General features: G+C 71.2%; 19 protein-coding genes and 2 pseudogenes. 12 read left to right on the top strand and 9 right to left on the bottom strand.

Annotation, left to right across the window (positions count from 1 at the left end):
* The first annotated feature begins 541 nt into the window (after positions 1 to 541).
* The 7 genes from AB0M97_RS27830 (at position 542) to AB0M97_RS27800 (ending at position 6,442) form a co-directional block, all read left to right on the top strand.
* On the top strand, positions 542 to 793 hold the full coding sequence (locus AB0M97_RS27830) for a hypothetical protein (RefSeq protein WP_365963724.1): 252 nt from the start codon (positions 542 to 544) through the stop codon (positions 791 to 793).
* Entirely contained in the window at positions 790 to 1,158 is a 369-nt protein-coding gene (locus AB0M97_RS27825) for a helix-turn-helix domain-containing protein (protein ID WP_365963723.1), read from the top strand. The genes AB0M97_RS27830 and AB0M97_RS27825 overlap by 4 nt, the downstream gene beginning before the upstream one ends.
* A gap of 209 nt (positions 1,159 to 1,367) precedes the next feature.
* Positions 1,368 to 1,880 carry a 2-oxo-4-hydroxy-4-carboxy-5-ureidoimidazoline decarboxylase gene (gene uraD / locus AB0M97_RS27820; protein ID WP_365963722.1) on the top strand — a complete coding sequence of 171 codons (513 nt, stop codon included), beginning with the start codon at positions 1,368 to 1,370 and terminating at the stop codon, positions 1,878 to 1,880.
* 2 nt (positions 1,881 to 1,882) lie between these two features.
* On the top strand, positions 1,883 to 2,329 hold the full coding sequence (locus AB0M97_RS27815; protein WP_365963721.1) for a hydroxyisourate hydrolase: 447 nt from the start codon (positions 1,883 to 1,885) through the stop codon (positions 2,327 to 2,329).
* Positions 2,330 to 2,333: 4 nt separating this feature from the next.
* Entirely contained in the window at positions 2,334 to 3,281 is a 948-nt protein-coding gene (gene pucL / locus AB0M97_RS27810; protein ID WP_365963720.1) for a factor-independent urate hydroxylase, read from the top strand.
* Positions 3,282 to 3,412: 131 nt separating this feature from the next.
* Entirely contained in the window at positions 3,413 to 4,789 is a 1,377-nt protein-coding gene (locus tag AB0M97_RS27805; RefSeq protein ID WP_365963719.1) for an 8-oxoguanine deaminase, read from the top strand.
* 267 nt (positions 4,790 to 5,056) lie between these two features.
* Entirely contained in the window at positions 5,057 to 6,442 is a 1,386-nt protein-coding gene (locus tag AB0M97_RS27800; RefSeq protein ID WP_365963718.1) for a nucleobase:cation symporter-2 family protein, read from the top strand.
* A gap of 86 nt (positions 6,443 to 6,528) precedes the next feature.
* Here AB0M97_RS27800 and AB0M97_RS27795 read toward each other — a convergent pair whose 3' ends face one another.
* The 5 genes from AB0M97_RS27795 to AB0M97_RS27775 all read right to left on the bottom strand — a co-directional run bounded on the left by AB0M97_RS27795 (position 6,529) and on the right by AB0M97_RS27775 (position 10,994).
* Positions 6,529 to 7,179, bottom strand: a complete 651-nt coding sequence (locus AB0M97_RS27795; RefSeq protein ID WP_365963717.1) for a peptidoglycan recognition family protein — start codon at positions 7,177 to 7,179, stop codon at positions 6,529 to 6,531.
* Between the two features lie 120 nt (positions 7,180 to 7,299).
* Positions 7,300 to 8,181, bottom strand: a complete 882-nt coding sequence (locus tag AB0M97_RS27790) for a lysozyme (protein WP_365963716.1) — start codon at positions 8,179 to 8,181, stop codon at positions 7,300 to 7,302.
* A 312-nt stretch (positions 8,182 to 8,493) separates the two neighbouring features.
* Positions 8,494 to 8,916 (bottom strand): acyl-CoA thioesterase, encoded by a 423-nt coding sequence (locus AB0M97_RS27785; protein ID WP_365963715.1) that lies wholly within the window; start codon positions 8,914 to 8,916, stop codon positions 8,494 to 8,496.
* Between the two features lie 100 nt (positions 8,917 to 9,016).
* Entirely contained in the window at positions 9,017 to 9,661 is a 645-nt protein-coding gene (locus tag AB0M97_RS27780) for a hypothetical protein (protein ID WP_365963714.1), read from the bottom strand.
* 124 nt (positions 9,662 to 9,785) lie between these two features.
* The gene (locus AB0M97_RS27775; RefSeq protein ID WP_365963713.1) at positions 9,786 to 10,994 is read right to left on the bottom strand and encodes a pyridoxal phosphate-dependent aminotransferase; all 1,209 of its coding nucleotides are present in this window, start codon (positions 10,992 to 10,994) and stop codon (positions 9,786 to 9,788) included.
* A gap of 87 nt (positions 10,995 to 11,081) precedes the next feature.
* Between AB0M97_RS27775 and AB0M97_RS27770 the strand changes: the two genes are divergently transcribed.
* Positions 11,082 to 11,708, top strand: coding sequence for a winged helix-turn-helix transcriptional regulator (locus tag AB0M97_RS27770; RefSeq protein WP_365963712.1), 627 nt, complete (start codon positions 11,082 to 11,084; stop codon positions 11,706 to 11,708).
* A gap of 217 nt (positions 11,709 to 11,925) precedes the next feature.
* Here AB0M97_RS27770 and AB0M97_RS27765 read toward each other — a convergent pair whose 3' ends face one another.
* Positions 11,926 to 13,431, bottom strand: coding sequence for an IucA/IucC family protein (locus AB0M97_RS27765; RefSeq protein WP_365963711.1), 1,506 nt, complete (start codon positions 13,429 to 13,431; stop codon positions 11,926 to 11,928).
* Positions 13,432 to 14,188: 757 nt separating this feature from the next.
* Between AB0M97_RS27765 and AB0M97_RS27760 the strand changes: the two genes are divergently transcribed.
* The gene (locus AB0M97_RS27760) at positions 14,189 to 15,697 is read left to right on the top strand and encodes an IucA/IucC family protein (RefSeq protein WP_365963742.1); all 1,509 of its coding nucleotides are present in this window, start codon (positions 14,189 to 14,191) and stop codon (positions 15,695 to 15,697) included.
* 497 nt (positions 15,698 to 16,194) lie between these two features.
* A complete protein-coding gene (locus AB0M97_RS27755; RefSeq protein WP_365963741.1) occupies positions 16,195 to 17,721 on the top strand; it encodes an RICIN domain-containing protein in 1,527 nt (508 codons plus the stop codon).
* A 54-nt stretch (positions 17,722 to 17,775) separates the two neighbouring features.
* Here AB0M97_RS27755 and AB0M97_RS27750 read toward each other — a convergent pair whose 3' ends face one another.
* A complete protein-coding gene (locus AB0M97_RS27750; RefSeq protein ID WP_365963740.1) occupies positions 17,776 to 18,288 on the bottom strand; it encodes a hypothetical protein in 513 nt (170 codons plus the stop codon).
* Between the two features lie 44 nt (positions 18,289 to 18,332).
* Positions 18,333 to 19,435, bottom strand: a pseudogene (locus tag AB0M97_RS27745) (hypothetical protein).
* Between the two features lie 405 nt (positions 19,436 to 19,840).
* Between AB0M97_RS27745 and AB0M97_RS27740 the strand changes: the two are divergent.
* A complete protein-coding gene (locus AB0M97_RS27740; protein WP_365963710.1) occupies positions 19,841 to 20,560 on the top strand; it encodes a hypothetical protein in 720 nt (239 codons plus the stop codon).
* 87 nt (positions 20,561 to 20,647) lie between these two features.
* Positions 20,648 to 22,475 (top strand): annotated as a pseudogene (locus tag AB0M97_RS27735) (FG-GAP-like repeat-containing protein).
* A 183-nt stretch (positions 22,476 to 22,658) separates the two neighbouring features.
* Here AB0M97_RS27735 and AB0M97_RS27730 read toward each other — a convergent pair.
* A complete protein-coding gene (locus tag AB0M97_RS27730; protein WP_365963709.1) occupies positions 22,659 to 23,153 on the bottom strand; it encodes an Asp23/Gls24 family envelope stress response protein in 495 nt (164 codons plus the stop codon).
* Positions 23,154 to 23,455: the final 302 nt, after the last annotated feature.

The following is a 23,455-nucleotide window of genomic DNA, read 5'->3' as shown; positions in this document are numbered from 1 at the left end:
GCCGAAGGCGGGACGCCGCCGCTCCCTGCACGGCCGGTCCGCGCGCCACCCGGGGCGGCGCGCGCCGCGTCCGTTGCCGAAGGCGGGACGCCACCCCCCCAGGCGGCCGGCCGCGCCCCACCCGCGACGGGTGCCGCGCCGCCCAGGACGGGCTTCACGCACTGCCCGGGAGGGGACCGCGTACCGCCCGGCACGGGTGCCGCGCCGCCCGGGACGGGCTTCACGCGCCGCCCGGGAGGGGACCGCGCGCCGCCCGGCACGGGACCGCGCCACCCGGGAGGGGACCGCGCCCCGCCCGGCACGGGACCGCGCCACTCGCGACGGGCATCACGCACCCCCCGGGAGGGAACCGCGCCCACCCGGGACGGGAACCGCCCCACCCGCGACGGGAACCGCGCCCCTCCCGAGCCAGGCTTCACGCACCGCCTTCTCCGCCGCGCCCGTCCGTTAAGGTCGTGCCAGGCGGGCGGAGCGGTCCGCGTCCGTGCCCGGCCGCGCACCTGGCGGCACGCCGGGCCGGAGGAGATGCCATGGGGGCACAGTGCGACTGAAAGTGGAGTTCACGACCGAGCCCTTCGACCTGGACGAGGCGCCCGCGCACGCGCTGGTGGCCCGCGAGGTCGTGGCGGCGGCCGAACTGGACGCCGTGGACGTCGGCCCGTTCGGCAACACGGTGGAGGGCGGTTCCGAACCGGTACTGGACGCCGTCGGCGAACTGCTGCGCGAGACCCTGGCGGCCGGCGCCACCCGGATCTCGCTCCAGGTCAGCGTGATCGAGGAGGGCGACCGGTGACCGCCACCGGCGACGCGCCCTTCATCGCGGCCGTGAAACCGCTGGTCGACGCCATGGGCGGCGTGATGATCCCGCCCGACGAGGCCGGCCCCGACGACGTCGTGCTGTCCTGGGAGGGCGCCGACGTGGTCGCCGTGCGTCTGCCGCAGCTCGCCGACTCCCTGGACCACATCCTGGCCGCCATGGAGCGCCGCAAGGGCAAGCCGCTCGCCGACCTGGACCGCAAGGCCAAGCAGGAGGTCGTCCGCGCCCTGGAGGCGCGCGGCGCGTTCGCCGTGCGGCACGGCGTGGAGACCGTGGCGAGCGCCCTCGGCGTCAGCCGCTTCACCGTCTACAACTACCTCAACCGCGAGAAGGAGGCCTGACCCGCGGAAACAGGTTTGATCCGCAGGAGGCGGCCTGCTTCACGAAAACACCCGGCCAAGCCCCCGCCGCACGCCTCCAGGGCCGCCGCCCCCACCCCGGGCGGCGGCCCCTTTTTCTTACCCCGAATTTTCAACAAAGTGTTGACGTGCTGTTTCCGAGGGCGTTAGCTATCGGCACGCCCGTTCAGCACAAGGCCACGGAGGCCCCCGTGACGACCAGTTCCACGCCGCCGGGCCTGGCCCGGTTCAACGCCCTGGAGGAGCACGCGGCCCGCACCGCGCTCCACGAGGCGTGCGCCGCGACGGCGTGGGTCGAGCGACTGCTCGCCGCCCGCCCCTACGCCACCGCCGAGGACCTCTACGCCACCAGCGACGCCGCCACGGCCGACCTGACCGCGGACGGTCTGGCGGAGGCGATGGCCGGGCACCCGCCGATCGGCCGCCCCAGGCCCGGCGACCCCACCTCGGCCCGCGAACAGCGCGGCATGGCCGGCGCCTCCGAGGCCCTCAAGGCGGAGATGCTCGACCTCAACCTGGCCTACCAGGACAAGTTCGGCCATGTCTTCCTGATCTGCGCCACCGGCCGGACCGGCGAGCAGATGCGCGACGCGGTCAAGGAGCGGATCGGCAACTCGCCCGAGCAGGAGCGGGAGATCGTCCGCGCCGAGCTGGGGAAGATCAACCGCATCCGTCTGGCCCGACTCGTCGAAGAGGAAGCCTGAACATGAGCACCAGCACCACCGCCTCCGTGTCCACGCACATCCTGGACACCAGCGTCGGCCGCCCCGCCGAGGGCGTCGCCGTCCGGCTCTCCGCCCGCGCCGGGCGCGACGCGGACTGGCGGGCGCTCGGCGGATCGGCGACCGACGCGGACGGCCGGTGCAAGGACCTCCCGGCCCTGCCCGAGGGGACCACCCACGTACGGCTCGACTTCGCCGTCGAGGCGTACTTCTCGAACGCCGAGAACTCCCCGGACTCCGACCTGTCGAAGTCCGGGAACTCCGCGAACCAGCAAGCCGATGCGCAGCAGGACGCCCCCGCGAATCGGGACAGCGGCGCCGGTGTGTTCTTCCCGGAGGTGGCGATCACGTTCGCCGTCGTGCCGGGCGAGCACTACCACGTACCGCTGCTGCTCAACCCGTTCGGCTACTCCGTTTACCGAGGGAGCTAGCTAAATGACCGACACTTCCCGCCCTGCCCGCCCCGTGATGCTGGGACAGAACCAGTACGGCAAGGCAGAGAACCGAGTCGTAAAGATCACGCGGGACGGCGCCACCCACCACATCAAGGACCTGAACGTCTCCGTCGCCCTGTCCGGCGACATGGACGACGTCCACTACTCCGGCTCCAACGCCAACGTCCTGCCGACCGACACCACCAAGAACACGGTGTACGCGTTCGCCAAGGAGTACGGCATCGAGTCCGCCGAGCAGTTCGGCATCCACCTCGCCCGCCACTTCGTCACCTCCCAGGAGCCGATCCACCGCGCCCGGATCCGCATCGAGGAGTACGCCTGGGAGCGCATCGAGACCTCCGACGCGAACTCCAGGTTCATCGGCGCCGACGAGGTCAAGCACTCCTTCGTCCGCAAGGGCCAGGAGACCCGGCTGACGCAGATCACCTACGACGGCGAGAGCTGGGAGGTCATATCCGGCCTCAAGGACCTCGTCGTCATGAACTCGACCAACTCCGAGTTCTGGGGCTACGTCAAGGACAAGTACACGACGCTCAAGGAGGCCTACGACCGCATCCTGGCCACCCAGGTCTCCGGCCGCTGGCGGTTCAACTGGACCGACGACGAGCAGAAGATGCCGCACTGGGAGAAGTCGTACGAGCAGACCAGGAAGCACATGCTCCAGGCCTTCGCCGAGACGTACTCGCTCTCCCTCCAGCAGACGCTGTACCAGATGGGCGCGCGCATCATCAACCACCGCAGCGAGATAGACGAGGTCCGCTTCTCCCTGCCGAACAAGCACCACTTCCTGGTGGACCTGGAGCCGTTCGGGCTGAAGAACGACAACGAGGTGTACTTCGCCGCCGACCGCCCCTACGGCCTGATCGAGGCCACCGTCCTGCGCGACGGCTGCGAGCCGCGCATCCCGGTCGACCTCAGCAACCTCTGACCCACCGGGTGCCCCCAAGGGCGCTGGGGGCACCCGCTCTCCATCGGCACCCGCGGCCGCACCTCCGGCCGCGGCACTCAAACTCCCGGGGTCCTGCCGTGCCCTGCCCACGAAAGCGCAAAGGACGAACCATGGCAGCAGCCCAGCGCATCGTCATCGAGAACTGTGCCGTCGCGACGGTCGACGCCGACGACACCGAGTACGCCCACGGGCATCTCGTGCTGGCCGGCAACCGCATCGAATCGCTCGGCACCGGACCGGCCCCCGACGGCCTGGAGAACGTCGTACGCCGCATCGACGCCTCCGGTCACCTCGTGACCCCCGGCCTGGTCAACACCCACCACCACTTCTACCAGTGGATCACCCGCGGCCTGGCCACCGACCACAACCTCTTCGACTGGCTCGTCGCCCTCTACCCGGTGTGGGCCCGCATCGACGAGGAGATGACCTACGCGGCGGCCCGGGGCTCGCTCGCCATGATGGCCCGCGGCGGCGTCACCACCGCCATGGACCACCACTACGTCTTCCCGCACGGCTGCGGCGACCTGTCCGGCGCGATCATCCGCGCCGCCCGCGAACTGGGCGTCCGCTTCACCCTGGCCCGCGGCTCCATGGACCGCAGCGAGAAGGACGGCGGCCTGCCCCCGGACTTCGCCGTCGAGACCCTTGACGGCGCGCTCGCCGCCACCGAGGAGACCGTGCGGCAGCACCACGACCCCTCCTTCGACGCGATGACCCAGGTCGCCGTCGCCCCCTGCTCCCCCTTCTCCGTCTCCACCGACCTCCTGCGGCAGGGCGCCGAACTCGCCCGCCGCCTCGGCGTCCGGCTGCACACCCACGGCTCGGAGACCGTGGAGGAGGAGAAGTTCTGCCACGAGCTGTTCGGCATGGGCCCGACCGACTACTTCGAGTCCACCGGCTGGCTCGGCGAGGACGTGTGGATGGCGCACTGCGTCCACATGAACGACTCCGACATCGCCGCGTTCGCCCGCACCAGGACCGGCGTCGCGCACTGCCCCTCCTCCAACGCCCGCCTCGCCGCCGGCATCGCCCGCGTCCCCGACATGCTCGCCGCCGGCGTGCCCGTCGGCCTCGGCGTCGACGGCACCGCCTCCAACGAGTCCGGCGAACTCCACACCGAACTGCGCAACGCCCTGCTGATCAACCGCCTCGGCGCGCACCGCGAGGCCGCCCTCAACGCCCGGCAGGCGCTGCGGCTCGGCACGTACGGCGGAGCCCAGGTCCTCGGCCGGGCCCGCGAGACCGGTTCCCTGGAACCCGGCAAGCTCGCCGACCTCGTGCTGTGGAAGCTCGACACGCTCGCCCACGCCTCCATCGCCGACCCGGTGACCGCGCTCGTCTTCGGCGCCGCCGCGCCCGTCACCGCCTCCTTCGTGAACGGCCGCCAGATCGTCGAGAACGGCCGGCTGCTCACCGCCGACGAGGACGCCATCGCCCGCGACACCCGCGCCGAGGCCCAGCGGCTGGCCCGGATCGCCGCGCGGTAGCACGGACGACTCCGTACCTCGGTACGGCACTTGATCTCCGGCCGGGAGGGACGGCTCCCGGCCGGCAGCCCTGGACCCTCAGGTCCATGGCGGCCGTCGCCGGGGCGCGCGCCCGCGCGCGCCCCGGACCGGTCCCCGTCAACGCATTCCGGCCCCTCCCCCCACTCTCAACCTCGATCGAGCCGGGAGGCGCCCCCATGCCCACCCGCACCACCTCCTTGACACCCACGTCGGAACCGACGTGTAACCGACCGGAGGGAAGCCGCCGTGGCCGACCACCCAGTTGACGAGAAACTCCCCGCACTCAAGATGGCGACCACCGGCCTGCAGCATGTGGCCGCCATGTACGCGGGAGTCGTCGCCCCACCCCTGATCGTCGGCGCGGCCATCGGCCTGTCCGGCACCGACCTGACCTTCCTCACCGGCGCGTGCCTGTTCACCGCCGGACTCGCCACCCTCCTCCAGACCCTCGGCATCTGGAAGATCGGAGCCCGGCTCCCCTTCGTCAACGGCGTCACCTTCGCCGGTGTCGCCCCCATGACCGCGATCGTCGCCTCCACCGACGACACGTCCGACGCCCTGCCGGTCATCTTCGGCGCGGTCGTCGTCGCCGGACTCCTCGGCTTCCTCGCGGCGCCCTTCTTCAGCAAGGCGGTCCGGTTCTTCCCGCCGGTCGTCACCGGCACGGTCATCACCCTCATCGGTGTGTCCCTGCTGCCCGTCGCGTTCGGCTGGGCCCAGGGCGCGAGCCCCACGGCGGACGACTTCGGCTCGGGGACCAACCTCGGCCTCGCCGGGGCCACGCTCGCCGTCGTGCTGCTGCTGCGCCGCTTCACCCGCGGCTTCGTCAAGCAGATCGCCGTGCTGCTCGGCCTGGTCGCCGGCACGCTCCTGGCGATACCGCTCGGCGTCACCGACTTCAGCCCCGTCACGGACGCGGACATCATCGGCTTCCCGACGCCGTTCCACTTCGGCGCCCCGCAGTTCCAGGTCGCCGCCATCGTCTCGATGTGCGTGGTGATGGTCGTGTCGATGACCGAGTCCACCGCCGACATGCTGGCCCTCGGCGAGATCGTCGGCCGGCCCGCCGACGAGAAGACCATCGCCGCCGGACTGCGCGCCGACACCCTCGGCTCGGCGATCAGCCCGCTGTTCAACGGCTTCATGTGCAGTGCCTTCGCGCAGAACATCGGCCTCGTCGCCATGACCCGCATCCGCAGCCGGTTCGTGGTCGCCACCGGCGGCGGCTTCCTGGTGCTGATGGGCCTGTGCCCGGTCGCCGCGTCGCTCATCGCCGTCGTACCGCGTCCGGTGCTCGGCGGCGCGGGCGTCGTGCTGTTCGGCTCGGTCGCCGCGAGCGGCATCCAGACCCTGGTCAGGGCCCGCCTGGACAAGGACAACAACGTCCTGATCGTGGCCGTGTCGCTGGCTGTCGGCATCATCCCGATCACGGCGCCGGAGTTCTACCACGCGTTCCCGGAGACGGCGAGGATCGTCCTCGACTCCGGCATCTCCACCGGCTGCGTGGCGGCCGTCCTGCTGAACATCGTCTTCAACCACCTGGGCAGCGGCAGCCGCGAGGCCGCCGACGTCACCCACCCGATGGAGGCGGGCGAGGAGATCACCGGCGCGAAGGCCCCCGTCACGCCCTGACACGGGCACGGCGATGCCCGGCCGGGGGAGCCGCCCGGCCGGGCACCGCGCCGTTGTCCACCCTGGGGAGCGGGCCCGGCCCGCCGTCACATCCGGGCCGCGACCTCCTGGCGCAGCCGCGGCAGCATGTCGTGGAACACCCCGGGGCAGAGCGTGTCGCCGTAGTCCTTGTGGCCGTAGATCTGCGTGGCCGGGATGCGGTACTTGGAGCACACGTAGGCGCACAGGACCACCAGGACGTCCCACTGGGCGCCGGGCGGGGTGGCGCCGTCGTGGTAGGCGCCCTCGTTGGCGATCCCGATGGCCGCGTTGTTCTGCCCCGAGGTGTGGGAGCCCTGCACGAAGGTGGTCCCGCCGGTGAGGGTCCGCAAACTGCCGTGCCGTCCCTCGGTGAGCCAGCCGCCCCGGCTGACCAGGAAGTGGTAGCCGGTGTCCACCCACCCGTTCTTGTCCATGTGCAGGTTCTGCACCCAGTGGGCGTGGTTGTGCGCCTGCGCGCGGGAGAAGTCGGAGGTGTTGGCGCTCACCGTGTGATGGATGACGATCCTGCTCGGCCGGTACTGGAGGGTGGCGATGGTGCCCTTGGGCGCGCGGGCGCCCCAGGTCGCGGTGGAGTCGATGTCCGGCTCGATGACGGCGGCCCGGGCGTGTGCGGTGCCCGGCAGGGCGGTACCGGCGACCAGTCCGGCCGTCGCGGCCAGCAGGAGGCGGCGCCGCAGGGCGTTCTCGGCGTTCACGATCACTCCTCGGAGGGAGGCGGGGAGGGTGGGGGTGCGGTGGAGCCTGCGGACGCCGGCCCCACCGCGTGACCGCGTGCTGGGGAGGGGGCGCGAGGAGGATCGGCGCGCCGGGGCCCGTCAGGCGTTGTTGGCGAGTGCCAGGAGCCGGTCGCGGCTGCCGTTGAACTGGTTGCGGTCCACGTGGCCCGAGACGCCGCTGACCGAACCGGTGGCGGTGTACTGCCACACCGTCCAGGTGGGGAAGCCGGTCGGGAGGGTCGGGGAGGACACGCCCCAGTGCGCCACCCACAGCGGGCTCTTGCTGTACATGCCGGTCCAGTTGCCGGTGCAGGTGTTCCACCAGCCGGCCGTCGTGTAGATCACGACGTCACGCGTGGTGCGCGCCTTGTACGCGTTGTAGAAGTCGGTGATCCAGGTGCGCATGGCCGTCGTGGACAGGCCGTAGCACATCGACCCGTAGGGGTTGTGCTCGATGTCCAGCACGCCCGGCAGGGTCATGTTGTCGCGCGACCAGGCGCCGCCGCTGGAGGCGAAGTAGTTCGCCTGGGTGGCTCCGCTGGAGATGTCGGGGCGCGCGAAGTGGTACGCGCCGCGGATGACGCCCGCGTAGTAGGCGTTGGTGTAGTTCGTGTTGAACTGGGGGTCCTTGTAGCTGGTGCCCTCGGTCGCCTTGATCCAGGCGAACTGGATGCCGGCGTTGCGCACCGAGGTCCAGTTGATGGCGCCCTGCCAGTGCGAGACGTCGATGCCCTGGACGCCGTCGGTCGGTGCCATGACGCCCATCGACGGCTCACCGGCCGGGGCGCCCCCGTGGATGCGCTGGCCCACACCCATGTAGGCCTGGCCCGGCTGGATGCTGACGCGGTCCTTTGCCGGCTTCGGTGCGGCGTTCGCGCCCACCGCGGTGGTGGCCGTCAGCGCGAGGGCGGCGCCCAGCACGGTGACCGCCGCGACGAACCGTCTGCGGAACGGGGTGAAGCGGGATCTGAGCGAGAACATGACTTCCTCCTGGGCGCATGTGGGGATGAGGGGAAGGAGGTGACGTCGGCCGCTGCCACCAGGGCAGATCCGTGCAGTTTGACGTGCGCGCGTCATTAGTTACACACGTGGACCCCGAGGTGTAAAGAGTCTCCAGACCTCTCTGGTGGTCTGGTCCACTGCAAGAGCAGATGGCCTGGAGACTTGAGGGCCGGGCGGCGGCAATTTTCAGCTGGTGAAAGCTGAGTAGGGCTCAGTTCCCTTGCTCAAGGGCTTTCTGACGGCGCGGCAGCGGGCCGGGCGCCCTGGCAGCCGCCTGCACCGGGCCCGGGCTCAGAGGCCGAAGAGGGCCGGGTCGCAGGACAGCGCGCGGAAGTACTCCGCGGGGTCCGCGACGAGCTTGCGGGCCTTGAGGTCCATCAGGCCGCCGACGGCCGTGATCTCGGCCGCCACCGTGCCGTCCGCCTTGCGGATGATCTGCTCGATGCCGAACGTTCTGCCGCCGCTCCAGGTGAAGGCGCACGTCACCTCCACCTCGTCACCGGCCAGCAGCTCGCGCCGGAAGCGGATGGTCGTCTCCAGCGCCACCGGCCCGACGCCCTTGCCCACCAGCGCGGTCTGCGTGATGCCGGCCGCCTGGAGCAGCGACCAGCGGGCGTGCTCGGCGTAGTTGAGATAGACGCTCTGGTTGAGGTGGCCCTGCGTGTCCGTCTCGTACCCGCGGACGGTCACCGCGACGGCGAACGGCTCGCTCACGGTCTCCCCCTTCTCCCCATGGACCTTCTCTCCACGGACGTCGTCTTCGTGGACTTGCCTCCATGGACGTGGTCGAACAGGGCCGATCCTTGCACGGTCCTCACACCCGGCGCGGCGAGGCCAGCAGATAGCGCTCCCGGCTGCGCGGCTCGGTGTACTCCCCGACCTGCCATCCGGCTCTCTCCAGGGTGGCCGCGCAGGCCCGCAGCGTCGCGCCGTCGGGTCCGTGGACGCCCACCGAGTCCGGCTGCGGGGTCGCCCGCACCCGGTAGCCGTCGCCGTCCGGTCCGGCGGGCCGGTGCCCGGCCGCCTCCAGCGCGAGCGCCGCGGCCCGCACCAGATGCGCCCGCTCCCACCCGCAGGGCCGGTCGGTGGCGCCGTCGGCATTGGTCATCCGGCGCAGCTCCAGCAGCCCCTGCCAGGCGCTCTGCACCTCGCGCCGCCGCGCGGCCCCGTCCGCCGCGGCGTCCTCCTCCCCGCCGACCCGGGCGGCGAAGGGCCCGCGGTCGGCCGGTTCGGGAGCCTGAGGCTCCTCGGACCGCGCCGCGTCCTCCTGCCCGGCCGCCTCCCGCACCCGGTGCCCGGCCGGCGTCAAGAAGTGGTCGTGCGGAGGCCGGGGATGTCGGAAGGCCAGCCCCCGCTTCACCAGGGCGGCGAGCTGCGCCTCGGTCCCCTTCAGTCGCCCGGTGACGGGATCGGCACCCTCGATCACCCGCCGCTGCGCGGCGGTGGCAGGTCTGGCCACGACACCCTCCTTCCGGACGCGGCACGGTCGGTCACCTGCCCCGCAGCGTACGACGGGGGTACGACAACGGCTCCCGGCCGGGGACGGAGGCGGCCCCCGGGGCGGTGGCCGGCGCCCGGCCCGGCTACTGCCGGTATCCGCTCAGGAAGCGGCCGATCCGCCCGATCGCCGTCTCCAGGTCGTCCGCGTGGGGAAGCGTGAGGATGCGGAAGTGGTCCGGGGCGGGCCAGTTGAAGCCAGTACCTTGCACCACCTGGATCTTCTCCTGGAGCAGGAGGTCCAGGACGAACCTCTCGTCGTCGTGGATCTTGTGCACCTTGGGGTCCAGGCGCGGGAAGGCGTAGAGGGCGCCCTTCGGCTTTACGCACGTCACGCCGGGGATCTCGTTGAGTTTCCGCCAGGCCACGTCCCGCTGGTCGCGCAGCCGGCCGCCCGGCGCGGTCAGTTCGCGGATGGACTGGCGCCCGCCGAGCGCGGCCTGAATGGCGTACTGGGCGGGCGCGTTGGCGCACAGCCGCATGGACGCCAGCATCGTCAGCCCTTCCAGGTAGTCCTTCGCGTGCTGCTTCGGGCCCGTGACCACCAGCCAGCCCGAGCGGAAACCGGCCACGCGGTAGGTCTTCGACAGGCCGCAGAAGGTCAGGACGACCAGGTCGGGGGCGAGCGCCGCCGTCGTGTGGTGCACGGCGTCGTCGTAGAGGATCCGGTCGTAGATCTCGTCGGCGAAGACCATCAGGCCGTGGCGGCGGGCGAGGTCGAGGATGCCCTCCAGGACCTCCTTCGGGTACACCGCGCCGGTCGGGTTGTTGGGGTTGATGATGACGACGGCCTTGGTGCGGTCGGTGATCTTCGACGCCATGTCGTCCAGGTCCGGGTACCAGTCGGCCTGCTCGTCGCAGAGGTAGTGGACCGCCGTGCCGCCCGCCAGCGTCGTGACCGCCGTCCACAGGGGGAAGTCCGGGGCGGGAATGAGGATTTCGTCGCCGTCCTCCAGCAGGGCCTGCACGGCCATCGACACCAGCTCCGAGACGCCGTTGCCGAGGAAGACGTCGTCGACGTCCACCTCCAGGCCGAGCGTCTGGTAGCGCTGGACCACCGCGCGGCGGGCCGGGAGGATGCCGCGCGAGTCCGTGTAGCCGTGCGCCTGCGGCAGCATGCGGATCATGTCCTGGAGGATCTCCTCCGGCGCCTCGAAGCCGAACAGCGCCGGGTTGCCGGTGTTCAGGCGCAGCACGCTGTGGCCCGCCTCCTCCAGTGCGTTGGCGTGCTCGATCACCGGGCCGCGGATCTCGTAACAGACCTCGCTGAGCTTGCTCGACTGCCGGAACTCCATGCGCCGCCGCCTCTCCGCCAACTGGTGTTGCTTGGTTTTACCAAGTGTCGGCTTGGAAAGTCCAACGACATGTCTAGACTGCGTCGCATGTCACCGCGCAGAAGCTACGACCAGTACTGCTCCGCCGCCCGCGCGCTCGACGCCGTCGGCGACCGCTGGACCCTGCTGATCGTCCGCGAACTCCTCGCCGGCCCGCGGCGCTACACCGACCTGCACGCCGACCTGCCGGGCGTCAGCACGGACGTCCTGGCCTCGCGGCTGAAGGACATGGAGCGGGACGGGCTGACCACCCGGCGCAGGCTGCCGCCGCCCGGCGCCGCGTATGTGTACGAACTGACCGCCCGGGGCCGTGCGTTGCTGCCGGTTCTGCAGGCGCTGGGACAGTGGGGGCAGGCCGACCTGGGGGAGCGGCGACCGACGGACGCCGTACGCGCACACTGGTTCGCGCTGCCCCTGCTGCGCCGGCTGGAGGGCGAGGGCCTGGTGGAAGTACGGCTGGACGAAGGGGACTTCCACCTGTATCTCGGCGCCGGGGAGGGCCCCGTGTACGGGGACGGCCCCGCCCCGCGCGATCCCGACGCCCGGCTCGTGATGGACACCGGGACGTGCACGGCTGTCGCGCGGGGCGAGCTGAGCGTGGTGGAGGCCGTGCGGGCCGGACGCGTGGAGGTGAGCGGCGAGGGGACGCCGGCGAAGGCGTTGCGGGGGGCGTGAGCGGGCCCCGGCCCACGGATCGCCGTGCGTCAGTCCCTGAGGAGAGCCGTATCAGGGTCAGGGCGTGAGGGTCTTCAGGGGGTGGGGCAGTTCGGTCCACGGGTCGCGGGGTGGTCTGGGGGAGTGCCGCGTCAGCGTCTGGGCATGACGGTCTTCGGCGGGTGGGGCGGTTCGGTCCACAGGCCGCCAGGCGTGCCCGGGGAGAGCCGCGTAGGCGTCAGGGCGCGAGGGCTTTGAGCGGGTTGGGCAGCTCGGCCCAGAGATCGCCGGGCGTTTCCGGGGAGAGCCGCATCAGCGTCAGCGCCTTGGTCGGCAGCGGCTCGTCGAGCAGCGCGGCCAGGTCAGGGGTGCGCGGCAGATCCCGTACGGCCGGCTCCAGCGCGGCGCGCAGGGCCGGGCCCGAGCCCGCCGTGGCCGCCAGCGCGCCCGCGACCAGCGAGCCGAACAGCTTGCGGCGCAGGGCCGCCGGATCGTCCGTCACCATCCGCGCGGGCAGGGCGGGCACCGGGATGCCGTGCCGGGCCAGGCGGGCGGGGCTGACGCGGATGTCGGCCAGGTCGCGGTAGACCAGCCGTACCGGATCGCCCGTCGCCGACAGCACCACGAGAAGATTCTGGCCGTGCGCCTCCAGGGCCACGCCCAGCTCCAGCAGCCGCAGACCGACCGTGAGGGCGAGCCGGGCGAAGGCTGTGAGCCAGGCCGGGGAGGCGGGCAGTCCGGTCGCCGGCAGGGCGGCCACCGGGACCACGCGCTCGCCGGGCCCGGCGTACCGGCTCGGCGACTCGCGCAGTACGGCGGCCAGATCGGGGGAGTGGGCGCTCGCCGCGCCCAGCGTCCGGGTGACGTGCAGCAGGCCGTCCGCGCGCGGCGCCAGCGCCCCGGCGAAGTCCGACACGACGGCGGACGCGCCGACCGACGCCACCGAGATGTCCCGCACCGACGACGTCAGCCGCGCGCTCAACGCCGTCTTGACGTGCGGACCGCCCGGCAGGGCGAGCGTGCGCAGCGCCATCAGCGGGTGGGCGGCCAGCCGTTGCCCGCAGGGCCGCTTCAGCACGTGCGCCGCCTGCCACGGGTGCACCGGGATCAGCACCCGCCCGCCGTCCCGCATCGCCTTGGGCCACACCCCCGTCACCAGGCACTCGGCCGCCCGGACCGGCACCAGGCCCAGCCCCACGACCGGCCGGTGCTCGGGCGCCAGGGCGAGCTGCTCGGCGACCGAGAAACCGGGCCGGGAACGGCAGTTGGGGTGGAAGGGGTGACCGTCCACCACCCGCTGCTCCCACTCCCAGTCCGTCCGGGGCCACTCTTCCGGGTGGCCGTCCTGGCCGGCCCGCGACAGCGCCAGCGAGGCGACGCTGTGCCCGAGTTCGGCGGCGAACCCGGCCGAGTGCGGCACGGCCAGCTCGGTCACCAGCGCGGCCGGATCGCCGTAGGGCGTGCCGTCGAGGCGTACGGCGGTGACGTACGCGGACGTCGCGTACGGGTCGGCCGCCCGGCCGTCCAGGCGCCGCCCGTTGGCCAGCCGCAGCAGCAGGCCGTCCCGGACGGGTTCACGCGCCGCGACCCAGGGCAGCGGCTCGTGGGCGAGGGCCCGCCACAGCCGGGTCAGTACGGCCGCGCGGGCGCCGGGCAGGGCGGCGGTGTACCGGGACACCAGGTCGCGGCGCACGTCGGCCAGTTCACGGGCGACCTCGGCCTCGGCGGTGGGGGGACGGTGCACGGGCGGGCTCCTCGGGTACGGGTAGGGCGAGCAGGGCGGCACGGCGGGGGACGATGCCAGACATACTGATCGTCTCCGCCCGAACAGACCGTAGGGAACAGTGGAACGCGTGGACCTCATGCCCCCGTCCGCAGCCGAACCCGCCGACGACGGCAGCCCGCCGCGGGCCGGACACGGCGACGGCACTCCGCAATCTGCCGGGCAGGGCCATGACACCCCCTGCGGCACCGGCGAGGCGGCGTTCGACACCGGGCGGGGCGACGGCAGCCCGCCCCGGGCCGGTCAGGGTGATGGCACCCCGCCCCGGGCCGGATCGGGCGACGCCACACGACACACGGCCGGCCCCGGCGACGGCACTACCCGCCGCACCGAGGCCGACGATGGCGCCCGGCCTCGGTGTGGTCAGGGCGTTGGCACCCCGCTGCGCGCCGGACACGGCATCCCGCTCCCCGTCGGACACGGCGACGGCACTCCGCACTCCGCCGCTCAGGGTGGTGGCGCCCCCGGCCGCGCCGAGGCCGACGATGGCGCCCCGTCCCGCGCTGGTCAGGACCCTGCCATCCCGCCCGGCGCCGGGCACGGCGACGGCACCTCATCCCGCGCCGGACATGGCGGCGGCTCCCCGCACCCGGCCGGTCACGGCGGCGGCACCCGCGCCGGGCACGGCGGCGGCACCCGCGCCGGGCGCGGCGACGACGCCCCGCCCCCCGCCGGGCACGGCGACGACGCCCCGCCCCCCGCCGATCACCGCAACGGCATCGCACCAGCCCACCCCACCGAGGCCGCGTTCCGTGCCGACATTGCCCGTCGCGCCGACGACTGTGCCGCCGCGCCGCTGCTGAACTGCCTGCTGCGCGAGATCGCCCGGCGCGTGCCGGTGTCCGGCGGGCGGCCCGTGTACCGGCTGCCCGGCGGAGGACGGCTGCTGCGGGTGCGTGCCGGGCGGCGGCCCGCCGAACCCGAGGTGTACGCGGCGGGCGGCTGGCACCGCCTCGGCCACACCGACCTGGTGAAACTCGTCGCCGAGGAGGTGCGCCGGCACACCGGCGTCACCAACCACGAACTCCCCGCCGAGATGATCGACAGCCGGGACGCGGTCGCCGCGCTGCTGGCCGCCCGCGCGGTCGCCGTCCCGCCCGACGACCCCTACCTGCGCTCCGAGCAGTCCCTCGTCACCGGCCATCCCCACCACCCCGCCCCGAAGGCGCGCGGCGGTGCCCCGGCGGCGCTCTGGCTGCCGTACGCGCCCGAGGCGCACGCCCGTTTCCCGCTGGTGCTCCTCGGCGTGCGCGCCGACACGGTCGTGGACGACGGTGACACCTCCGCCCTCGACACCCTCGGCACCGCCCCGCCCGGCTACCGCCTCCTGCCGGCCCACCCCTGGCAGCTCGACCTGGCGGACGCGGCGCTCGCGCCCGCCTTCGCCGACGGCCGGCTGGTCCGGCTCGGCACCACCGCCTTCCCGGTCTGGCCCACGGCCGCGATCCGCACCGTGTACGCGCCCGGCCGGGACCTGTTCCTGAAGTTCAGCCTCGATGTGCGCATCACCAACGACATCCGCCGGCTGTGGCGCCACGACCTGCGGCGCCTGCGCCGTACCGACACCGCCGCGCGCGCCGCCCTCGCGGCCTCGCCCGGCCCCGCCGCCTGGCTGAGCGACCGGGGGCACCGCACGGCCGACTTCGCCTTCGAGGAACTCGCCGTGGTCGTCCGGGACGGGCTGCGCGCACACGTGCTGCCCGGGGCGACCCCGCTGCTGGCGGCGGGTCTCGCGGAGGGCTTCGCGGACAGCCCACTCGACCGCGCGGCCGACCCGGACGCCTGGTGGAAGGCGTACCTGCGCCAGGTCGTGCCCCCGGCGCTGACGGCGTTCGCGGAGCACGGCGTCGTGCTGGAGGCCCATCTCCAGAACACGCTGATCGCCGTCGATGCCGACGGCACCCCGGTGCAGGCACTGTTCCGGGACGCCGAGGGCGTCAAACTGCTGCCCGGCGTCTCCCGCGCCGCCGGCTGGGAACGCCTCCAGTACTGCCTGGTCGTCAACCACCTCTGCGAGATCGCCGCCGTCCTCGCGGAACGCCACCCGGGCTTCGACCCCTGGCCCGCCGTGCGCCGGGAGCTCGCCCGCCACGACCTGCCCGAGGCCGCCGCGCTGCTCACCGCGGCGACCCTGCCGGGCAAGACCAACCTGCTCCTGCGCTGGACCGGCGCGGACGGCGCCGAAGCCCGCTACCAGCCGCTCCCGAACCCGCTGGTCAGCCGGTAAACGCAGGGAGCCGAGGTTGCGGGAAGCGGGGACCGGCGAGCCGGCGGCTGTGGGACTCGAACGCGTTGGTGCTACCGATGCTGTCGGCCTGTTCGGCCAGTCGTCTCTGGAAGGCGTCGGCGGACTCGATGGAGCCTTTGACGGGCCCCGGTGTCATCGAAACCAAGGCCGGCCCTGCGGTGCTGGTCTCAGGGGGGCGCACACTGTCCGCCTGCCGCGTGCCAGGGCGCGCCGACGCCTGAGCAGTGCTGCCGGATCACTTGATGGATGGGTTTTCCCGCCGCAAGCCCGGACGGGGGGCCGCCGGCCTCCAGCATGGGAGTAGCGCGCCTCCGGCGGCAGGTTGCTTCGTGTGGGCCCGCTGGAGGCGTTACCTGCCCGACCAAAGAGGACCGTGCCGGCCATCACCGGCGCAGGCAGTACGGCACCTGGCCAGGACTGGCAGACCTACAACAACCGTCTGTGGTGGGCGGTCGGTGAACGGTGAAGGGATGACGATGAGCACTGCCCACGCGGCAGCCACAGGTGGTGAGAACTCCGTCCTGTTGATCAGCACGGTCGCGGGGACCGGGGGCGCGGGGTTCAAAGGGGACAATGAACCTGCCCGTTCGGCCCAGTTGAACCGCCCGTATGGGATCGCGGTGGACAGCACCGGCACTCTCTACTTCTCCGACTACAACAACCATCGGGTCCGGAGGATCACGACCGACGGGAGGATCAGCACGGTCGCGGGGACCGGGGCCGCGGGAGTCAGCGGGGACAATGGCCCTGCCGTCTCAGCCCAGCTGAACTACCCGCGTGAGGTGGCGGTGGACAGCGCGGGCGCCGTCTACATCGCCGATACGAACAACCACCGGGTCCGGAAAGTCACGACCGACGGAAAGATCAGCACGATCGCCGGCACAGGCGCCGCGGCCTTCGGCGGCGATGGCGGCCCCGCCACCGCCGCCCGGCTGCACACCCCGTTGGGGGTGGTGGTGGACAGCACCGGCGCCCTCTACATCTCCGACCACGGCAACCACCGGATCCGGAAGATCACGTCGGACGGGCAGATCAGCACGGTCGCGGGGACGGGGGCCGCGGGATTCAGGGGAGATGGTGGTCCAGCGGTTTCAGCGCAGTTGAACGGCCCGTTCGGAGTGGCGCTGGATGGCGCGGGTGACCTCTACATCGCCGACTACGTCAACCACCGGATCCGGAAGGTCGCGGCCGACGGGACGATCAGTACGGTTGCCGGCACGGGCACTGCGGGGTTCAGCGGTGACGACGGCCCGGCCACCTCGGCACGGCTGAATTGCCCAGTGGCGATGGTGGTGGACAGTACCGGCACCCTCTACGTCTCCGACTACAACAACCACCGGGTCCGGAAGGTCGCGGTGGACGGGACGATCAGTACGGTCGCCGGCACGGGCACGGGGGGCTTCGGCGGTGACGACGGCCCGGCCGCTTCGGCCCAGCTGTACAACCCGTTCGGGCTCGCCGTGGACTGCGTCGACACCCTCTACATCGCCGACCACGTCAACAACCGGATTCGGAAGATCGCGTCGGCGAGGCTGGCCGGGCTGCCCGATACGGGCACGGTGGTCTCCTGGGTCAACGTCCGCAGCAGGCTGCGGATGGGGGTGCTGCGTGAGTCCACCAAGGACGGGGCCGAGGTCCACCAGTTGCTCGCCGTCCCCAGGGATCACCAGCGGTGGCGGCTGGTCGCGGCGGGTCAGGACGACGGTGAAGTCCTGTACAGGTTCGAGAACGTGCGCAGCGGCAAAGTCCTGGAGGTCGTAGGAGGGCAGGAGAGGGCCGGAGTGGTGGTCGCGCAGCGCGCCTATGAGGGTGGTGACGCACGCCACCAGCAGTGGAGGCTGATCCCGGTGGGCTCGGTAAGCGACACCCCACGGGTGTACGAGATCGCGAACCGGAACAGCGGTCTGCTGCTGCGTGTCGACACCAATGCCCGTACGGCGATCAAGCAGGACGGGGCGGAGGGCGACCACCAGGGCCGGCAGTGGCAGCTGCTGCCCGTGTGACGCGCGAGGGGGTCAGGGGCGGCCTCGCCCCTGACCCCCTCGCAACCTGTGTGTTCAGTGGGAAGCAGGCGGGTCCTCGGTGGTCGGCCTGGGTGCCTTGGGGGCGGTCGGTTCGGGTGCCTTGGGGGGTTCCGGGGCCTTGGGGGCCTTGGTGTACTCGCTCTTGTTCGGCTTGTCCTCCAGGTCCTCGTTCTTCTGCAGGCCGCTGTGCTTCGTCACCGTCGCACTCGACTTCTGCATGCCGGCGGTCGCCGCATCGGACACCGAGCTGGGATTTTGGGCGTACTGGGCCTGCGCATCGGCCGACGCCTGGGTGGTCTGGATGAAGGAGCCGAGGAATCCCAGGATGGCCCGCGCTTCGGGCGATGTCTCCTGCACGACCTTTGCCCGGGAGGAAGCCCCGTGGATCGCGCTGTTGAACAGGCTCGTGCTCGTGTCGTCGTATGTGTCGTCGTCGGCGTCCTCGAAGTCGACGCCGGCCCCCGGCTGCGGTTTGGCGCTGTCGGTGGTCACTGAGAAGAGCCTCGCGCTCTTGCCCGCCGAGCCGAAGATGTTGCCGAACACCATGGTCGTCACCCCTGGTCGTTGTCGTGGCGGCGCCGCCCGCCCGGTCAAGGCTGCCTGCGCAGCGCTCGGTGGCTGTCGGTCAGATCAGGCTTTCAACGTCGAACATCGTGTGGTGGACCTCCAGGGCGGAGACGACCTCGGCCAGTCCCTTCAACCGGAAGCCGCCGCCCGCCAGGTCGATGTCGCTGATGTCGCGGGCGACCAACTGGTCGAGGCCGGGGTAGTTCCCGGACTGCGGGGGAGACAGGACCGCCACCGGCACGGCGTACTTCACCGCGATCAATCCGGAGAAGGTCACCGGGATCTGGTAGGAGTACTGCTTGCGGGTACGCCGCTGCGTGACGACGGTCTCCACGCGGGAGCTGGGCGGGACCTGGCCGGTGATCTGCGATTTCGAGGCCCAGCTGGTGGTCAGGGAGCCGCCGACGGAGCCCGAGATGCCCATCAGCAACGAGGCGTTGAGCGCCGCGGTGCCGGTGGCGCTGCCCTGGGTCGTGAACGCCACCGAGTTCGCCACCGAGTTCGCCGTGGAGTTCGTCGTCGAGTTCCTCGCGGCCGACTCGGTGGCGTTGGCGTTGTCGACCCCGATGCTGTCCTTGCTGTTCTTGTTGGTCAGGGTGTTCGCGTTCTTGTTCGCCACCTCGTTCTGGCACTGCGTCTGAAGCTGCGTCTGGAGATCCATCTTGAGCTGGTTCTGCAGCTGCAACTGCAGCTGCGCGCTGACGCTGCCGCCGAAGGTGAGCTTGGCCTCGCCCTGGAGTGACCACGTGACCCCGTTCGACACGGTGAAATCGACCGAGTCGGTGAAGGACATCGAGGAGGTCTGGCTGCGGTTGACGTAGGCGCGCGAGGAGAACGTGTCGGGCGGGGGCTGGCTGATGTTGCGCCGCTCCTCGATCAAGGGCTCCCCGAGGTTCATGTAGGCGAGCCAGCCCAGCTGGAACGCGGACCCGGGGAAAGCGCCGAAGCTCGACTTGTTCACGGAGAACCCGACGGGCTTGTGCTGCACACCGTAGTTGTCGACGTAGACCAGGTTGGGGTGGTCCAGGATGGACTGCCAGGTCTCCTCGATGTTGAGTTCCCGCAGGTTCTTTTTCGTCAGTGGCTGGCGCTTGGCTGGTACCAGGTTGTACGCGTTGGAAGACATTCCCCGTCCTCGACTAATCTGGCCGAATTGCGCTGGGTGAAATGTGAACAAGGGTCTACGCGTATTCCGAAAGGGAAGCTAGCACGGGCTCCGTCACTCGGGAAGGCTTCTCCGTGTTATGTGCTCAATCGAGTGACAAAGACTCGACGGCTGTCCCAACTGGCTTGCTGGGGAGGTAACTTGAGGTGGGGTCGATCACTCGATCGATGACTTCCTGAATCACTCTACCTGCGGATGTCATAGCCAGACCGTTGCCATGGGTGAGGTATTCACGTCAGTTGTCCATTCGTTTTCGAAGTCGCTTCGATCGAATGTGATTGAGTCTGCGTAATACCGAGCGACAGGCCATTGCATTGCATGTCCGACGCGTTGTTCTCCACATTCAGGACAGGTGAGGTTTCCGCGATGTACACCCAAGAACGCACGACAATGACGAATTTGGTGGTCGGCGGCCCGGTGGCGGTGAACAGCTACGACAACGCGATCGTGGCAGCGCTGGTCGAAAATCGGCCCGTCATGCTCGTCCATGCCTTCAACGGCGGCTACCTGCGGCCTGCCGAACTGAAGGAGGACAGCCACGACAAGGGGGTCCAGCTGGCCACCGCGCTCGACCCGGTCACCAAGGACGCACAGGGCCACCTCTGGTACATCACCCCCGGCGGCTTCTTCGGGCAGCGACCGCTGTACTTCATCGAGAGCGCCGCGGGCCAGGTGTCGCCCAAGCCTGCCGCCGCGGGCACAGCCGACGCCGGCCGCGGCGACGACGGCACACCGAAGCCGCAGCGCAGGCGCATCACCGTCCACCAGGACGCACCCAAGAGCACAGCCGACACCGTCCAGGTCGGCCTCCCCGGCAAAGTCGGCGACAAGTGGCGCGGGAAGAACGGCGCGCCCGAGGACACCCAGCTCTGGGCCGTCACGGTGACGCCATGGGGCGGCATCACGTTCGTGCCGATCACCCACCCCGACGCCATCCTCGGGTTCAAGGACCACGCGGTGACGGCCAACAGCGAGGTGCGTCTCACCTACAACTGGGGCGGAGACTTCACGGGGACGGTGATCAACACGTTCTACCCGCGGCTGCCCAACGAGTGGAATGTCCCGTACCACCACGTCTTCACGTGACCGCCGGCCACGGCCGCGCCACATCCTTCCTGAGCCCCTGCCCACACCGCTGAGCCCCTGCCCGCACCGCCTGGAAGAGGCACCACGATGCACGTGCCCACGGAAGAACTGAAGCTGGAGATCGTCAACGCCGCCACGGGGAAGACCCTCGGCGCCAAGGCCGCGCCGAGCACGGACGGGGCGCTCGTCGTCCGCGACTTCCCCGATGGCGGCCCGAGCCCGGAGCAGTGGCACCTCACTCCTGTGCAGGCCGCCCAGGACGAACAGGCATACGTGATCCGCAACGCGGTCAGCGGCAAGGTGCTCGACAACCCCGCCGCCGCTGACCGAGGCGTCCGCCAGTGGGACGGCACAGCCGGCCGGAAGGGCCAGCAGTGGCACGTCGTCCCCGTTGAGGGTGAAGCGGGCCTGTACTTCATCGAGGGCGCGACCGACGGGGCCGTTCTCGACCTCGCCGACCCCGGCGAGGAGGAAGCCCGGGTTGTCCTGCGCGCGTACGACGAGAGCGTGGAGAGCCAGCGCTGGCGGTTCGTCCCGGCCGAGCCCGAGCGCACCAGCGACCCCGTGCTGTGCTGGGCGGCTCTGAGCCACTGGAACGGCCGCCGGTCCTGGCGGCTGGCCCGCTCCACCGTGCCGCCCGGCACCCGACGCGACACCCTCCTTCAGCGACATGCTGCTGGTCCTCGAGCGGTTCGGGAGCGACCAGGACGCCGGCGGGTGGAAGAGCGATGGGGCCAACCCCTCTCCCCGTGGGGAACCCGGCTGGTGGGCCGGGCTCGGTGCGCGGTTCCTCGCCGACACCGCGGGAGCAGGGCGGGCGGACATCGTAGGGCTCAAACCCGCCAAGGGGGCCGTGACGTCGTCCAGCAGAGGCGACGGGACCTTCGACGACGAAGTGGTCCTGCACCCGCCCGCGCCCGCCCCGAGTCCCGCGGACCTGTGGACCCTCGCGGATACGACGGGCGACGGCAGTCCCGACGTCGTCGTGCTCGCCGCCGACGGTGTCCGGGTGTCCGCCCGGGACGAGGCGGGGGCGTTCGCGCCCGCGGGCGGCAAGCTGGTCCTCAAGGCATTCGGGCACGGCCAGCAGGCCGGCGGGTGGCTCGCCGACAAGCATCCCCGTTTCCTGGTGGACACCACCGGTGACGGACGTCTCGACATCGTCGGCTGCCACGACGACGGCGTCTGGATCTCGCTCCAGGCCGAGGACGGCACGTTCGCACCGCTCGGCGACGAACCAGTGGTCGGGTCGTTCGGCCACGGCGAGAAGGCGGGCGGGTGGCTCGCCGACAAGCATCCCCGTTTCCTGGTGGACACCACCGGTGACGGACGCGTCGACATCGTCGGCTGCCACGACGACGGTGTCTGGATCTCACTCCAGAGCGAGGACGGCACGTTCGCCGAGCCTTTGTACGTCCTCGACGACTTCGGGGTCGACCAGGGGTGGAGCTCGGCCGAGGAACACCCCCGCTTCCTGCTCGCGACCATCGGCGGGGGAGCAGTGGACATCGTCGGGTTCGGCCCGCAGGGTGTCGTCGTCTCACGCGGGCGCGGCGACGGCACGTTCCAGCCCTCGGAACTCGTCCTGAACGACTTCGGCCATGCCCAGGAGTGGAGGGGCAGGAAGCACCTGCGCTGCCTCGCCGACGTCACCGGCGACGGCAGCCCGGACATCGTCGGCTTCGGCAACGAGGGGGTATGGGTGTCGCACAACCGCGGCGACGGCCGGTTCGACCAGGCCCAGCTGGTGTGCCGCGGCTTCGGACACAACGAGGACGCCGGCGCCTGGCGGGTCGACCGCCACCCCCGTTTCCTCGCCGACATCACCGGTGACGGACGCCTCGACCTCATCGGCTTCGGCGGCCCGGGCGTGTATGTGGCCCGGAACCTCCACCGCCGCTTCAGGACCCGATGACCCTCGAAGGGTGTCGGCAGCCGCGTCACGTCACTTCGTCAGCAGCGGCTCGATCTCGAGCCGCCGACAGCACTCTCACGACGCCGGCCCCGCCGTTCGGGCCCTCACGCCGACGAAAACAAGGAGGACCAGCAGAGCCTCATCCACCACCCAGACTGCTTCTCCCTGGAGCGGTAGCTCTGCTTATTGCACGCGTCCCTGCGGTTGCGCGCGTCCTTCCGGTGCCTCGTCGTCTTCCTCATCGGGCAAGTGGACGTCGTTGACGGAGATGTTCACCTCGACAACTTCCAGACCCGTCATTCGCTCCACCGCCTCGATGACGTTTTCGCGTACCTCGCCGGTCACATCGGCGATCGCGATGCCGTACTCGATGACCAGTTCCAGGTCGATGGCGCTCTGGCGTTCCCCGACTTCGACCTTGACGCCGCGTGTGACGCTCGTGCTTCCGCCGGGAACACGGTCGCGTACTGCTCCGATAGTGCGGGCGAGTCCGCCGCCCAGGGCATGGATGCCGGGAACCTCTCTGGCGGCCATTCCGGCGATCTTCGCCACCACGCCGTCGGCGATGCTCGTCGTGCCCCGGGTGGCTGGGGCAGCGTTCGCCCCTCTCCGCTCGGCCTGCGGAGAGTTCGCCCGGGGTTCGGTCGTGGACTTGGTGGCACTGTTCGGCTGCGTCATGGGAACGCACCTCCTCGATACGCAGGGCTCAACAGAGCCTTGCTCAGCTTGTCAGGCACACGGGCCGACCGGAGCAGTCCGGCTCTTCAGTAGGACGTTGGGGACGAGTGCCGTCACCGGGCACGGTGTCGGCGTTTCCCTGAGCCCCGAACGGAAACGTCCCGCTTCTTTCAGCGTGCCCTCCTCCGGCATGTGGCGCGAGGCGGGCGCTTAGAGGCCATTTCAGTTGGTGTGATCTTGCGGCAGTCTGGGGCGATGACTGCTGCGCTTGTCGAGCGGATGGCGCCGGAGGACCTGTGGGA

The organism is Streptomyces sp. NPDC051207, assembly GCF_040682395.1.
In the GTDB taxonomy this organism is placed as follows: Bacteria; Actinomycetota; Actinomycetes; order Streptomycetales; family Streptomycetaceae; genus Streptomyces.
This window is presented reverse-complemented; position numbering and strand designations above follow the sequence as displayed.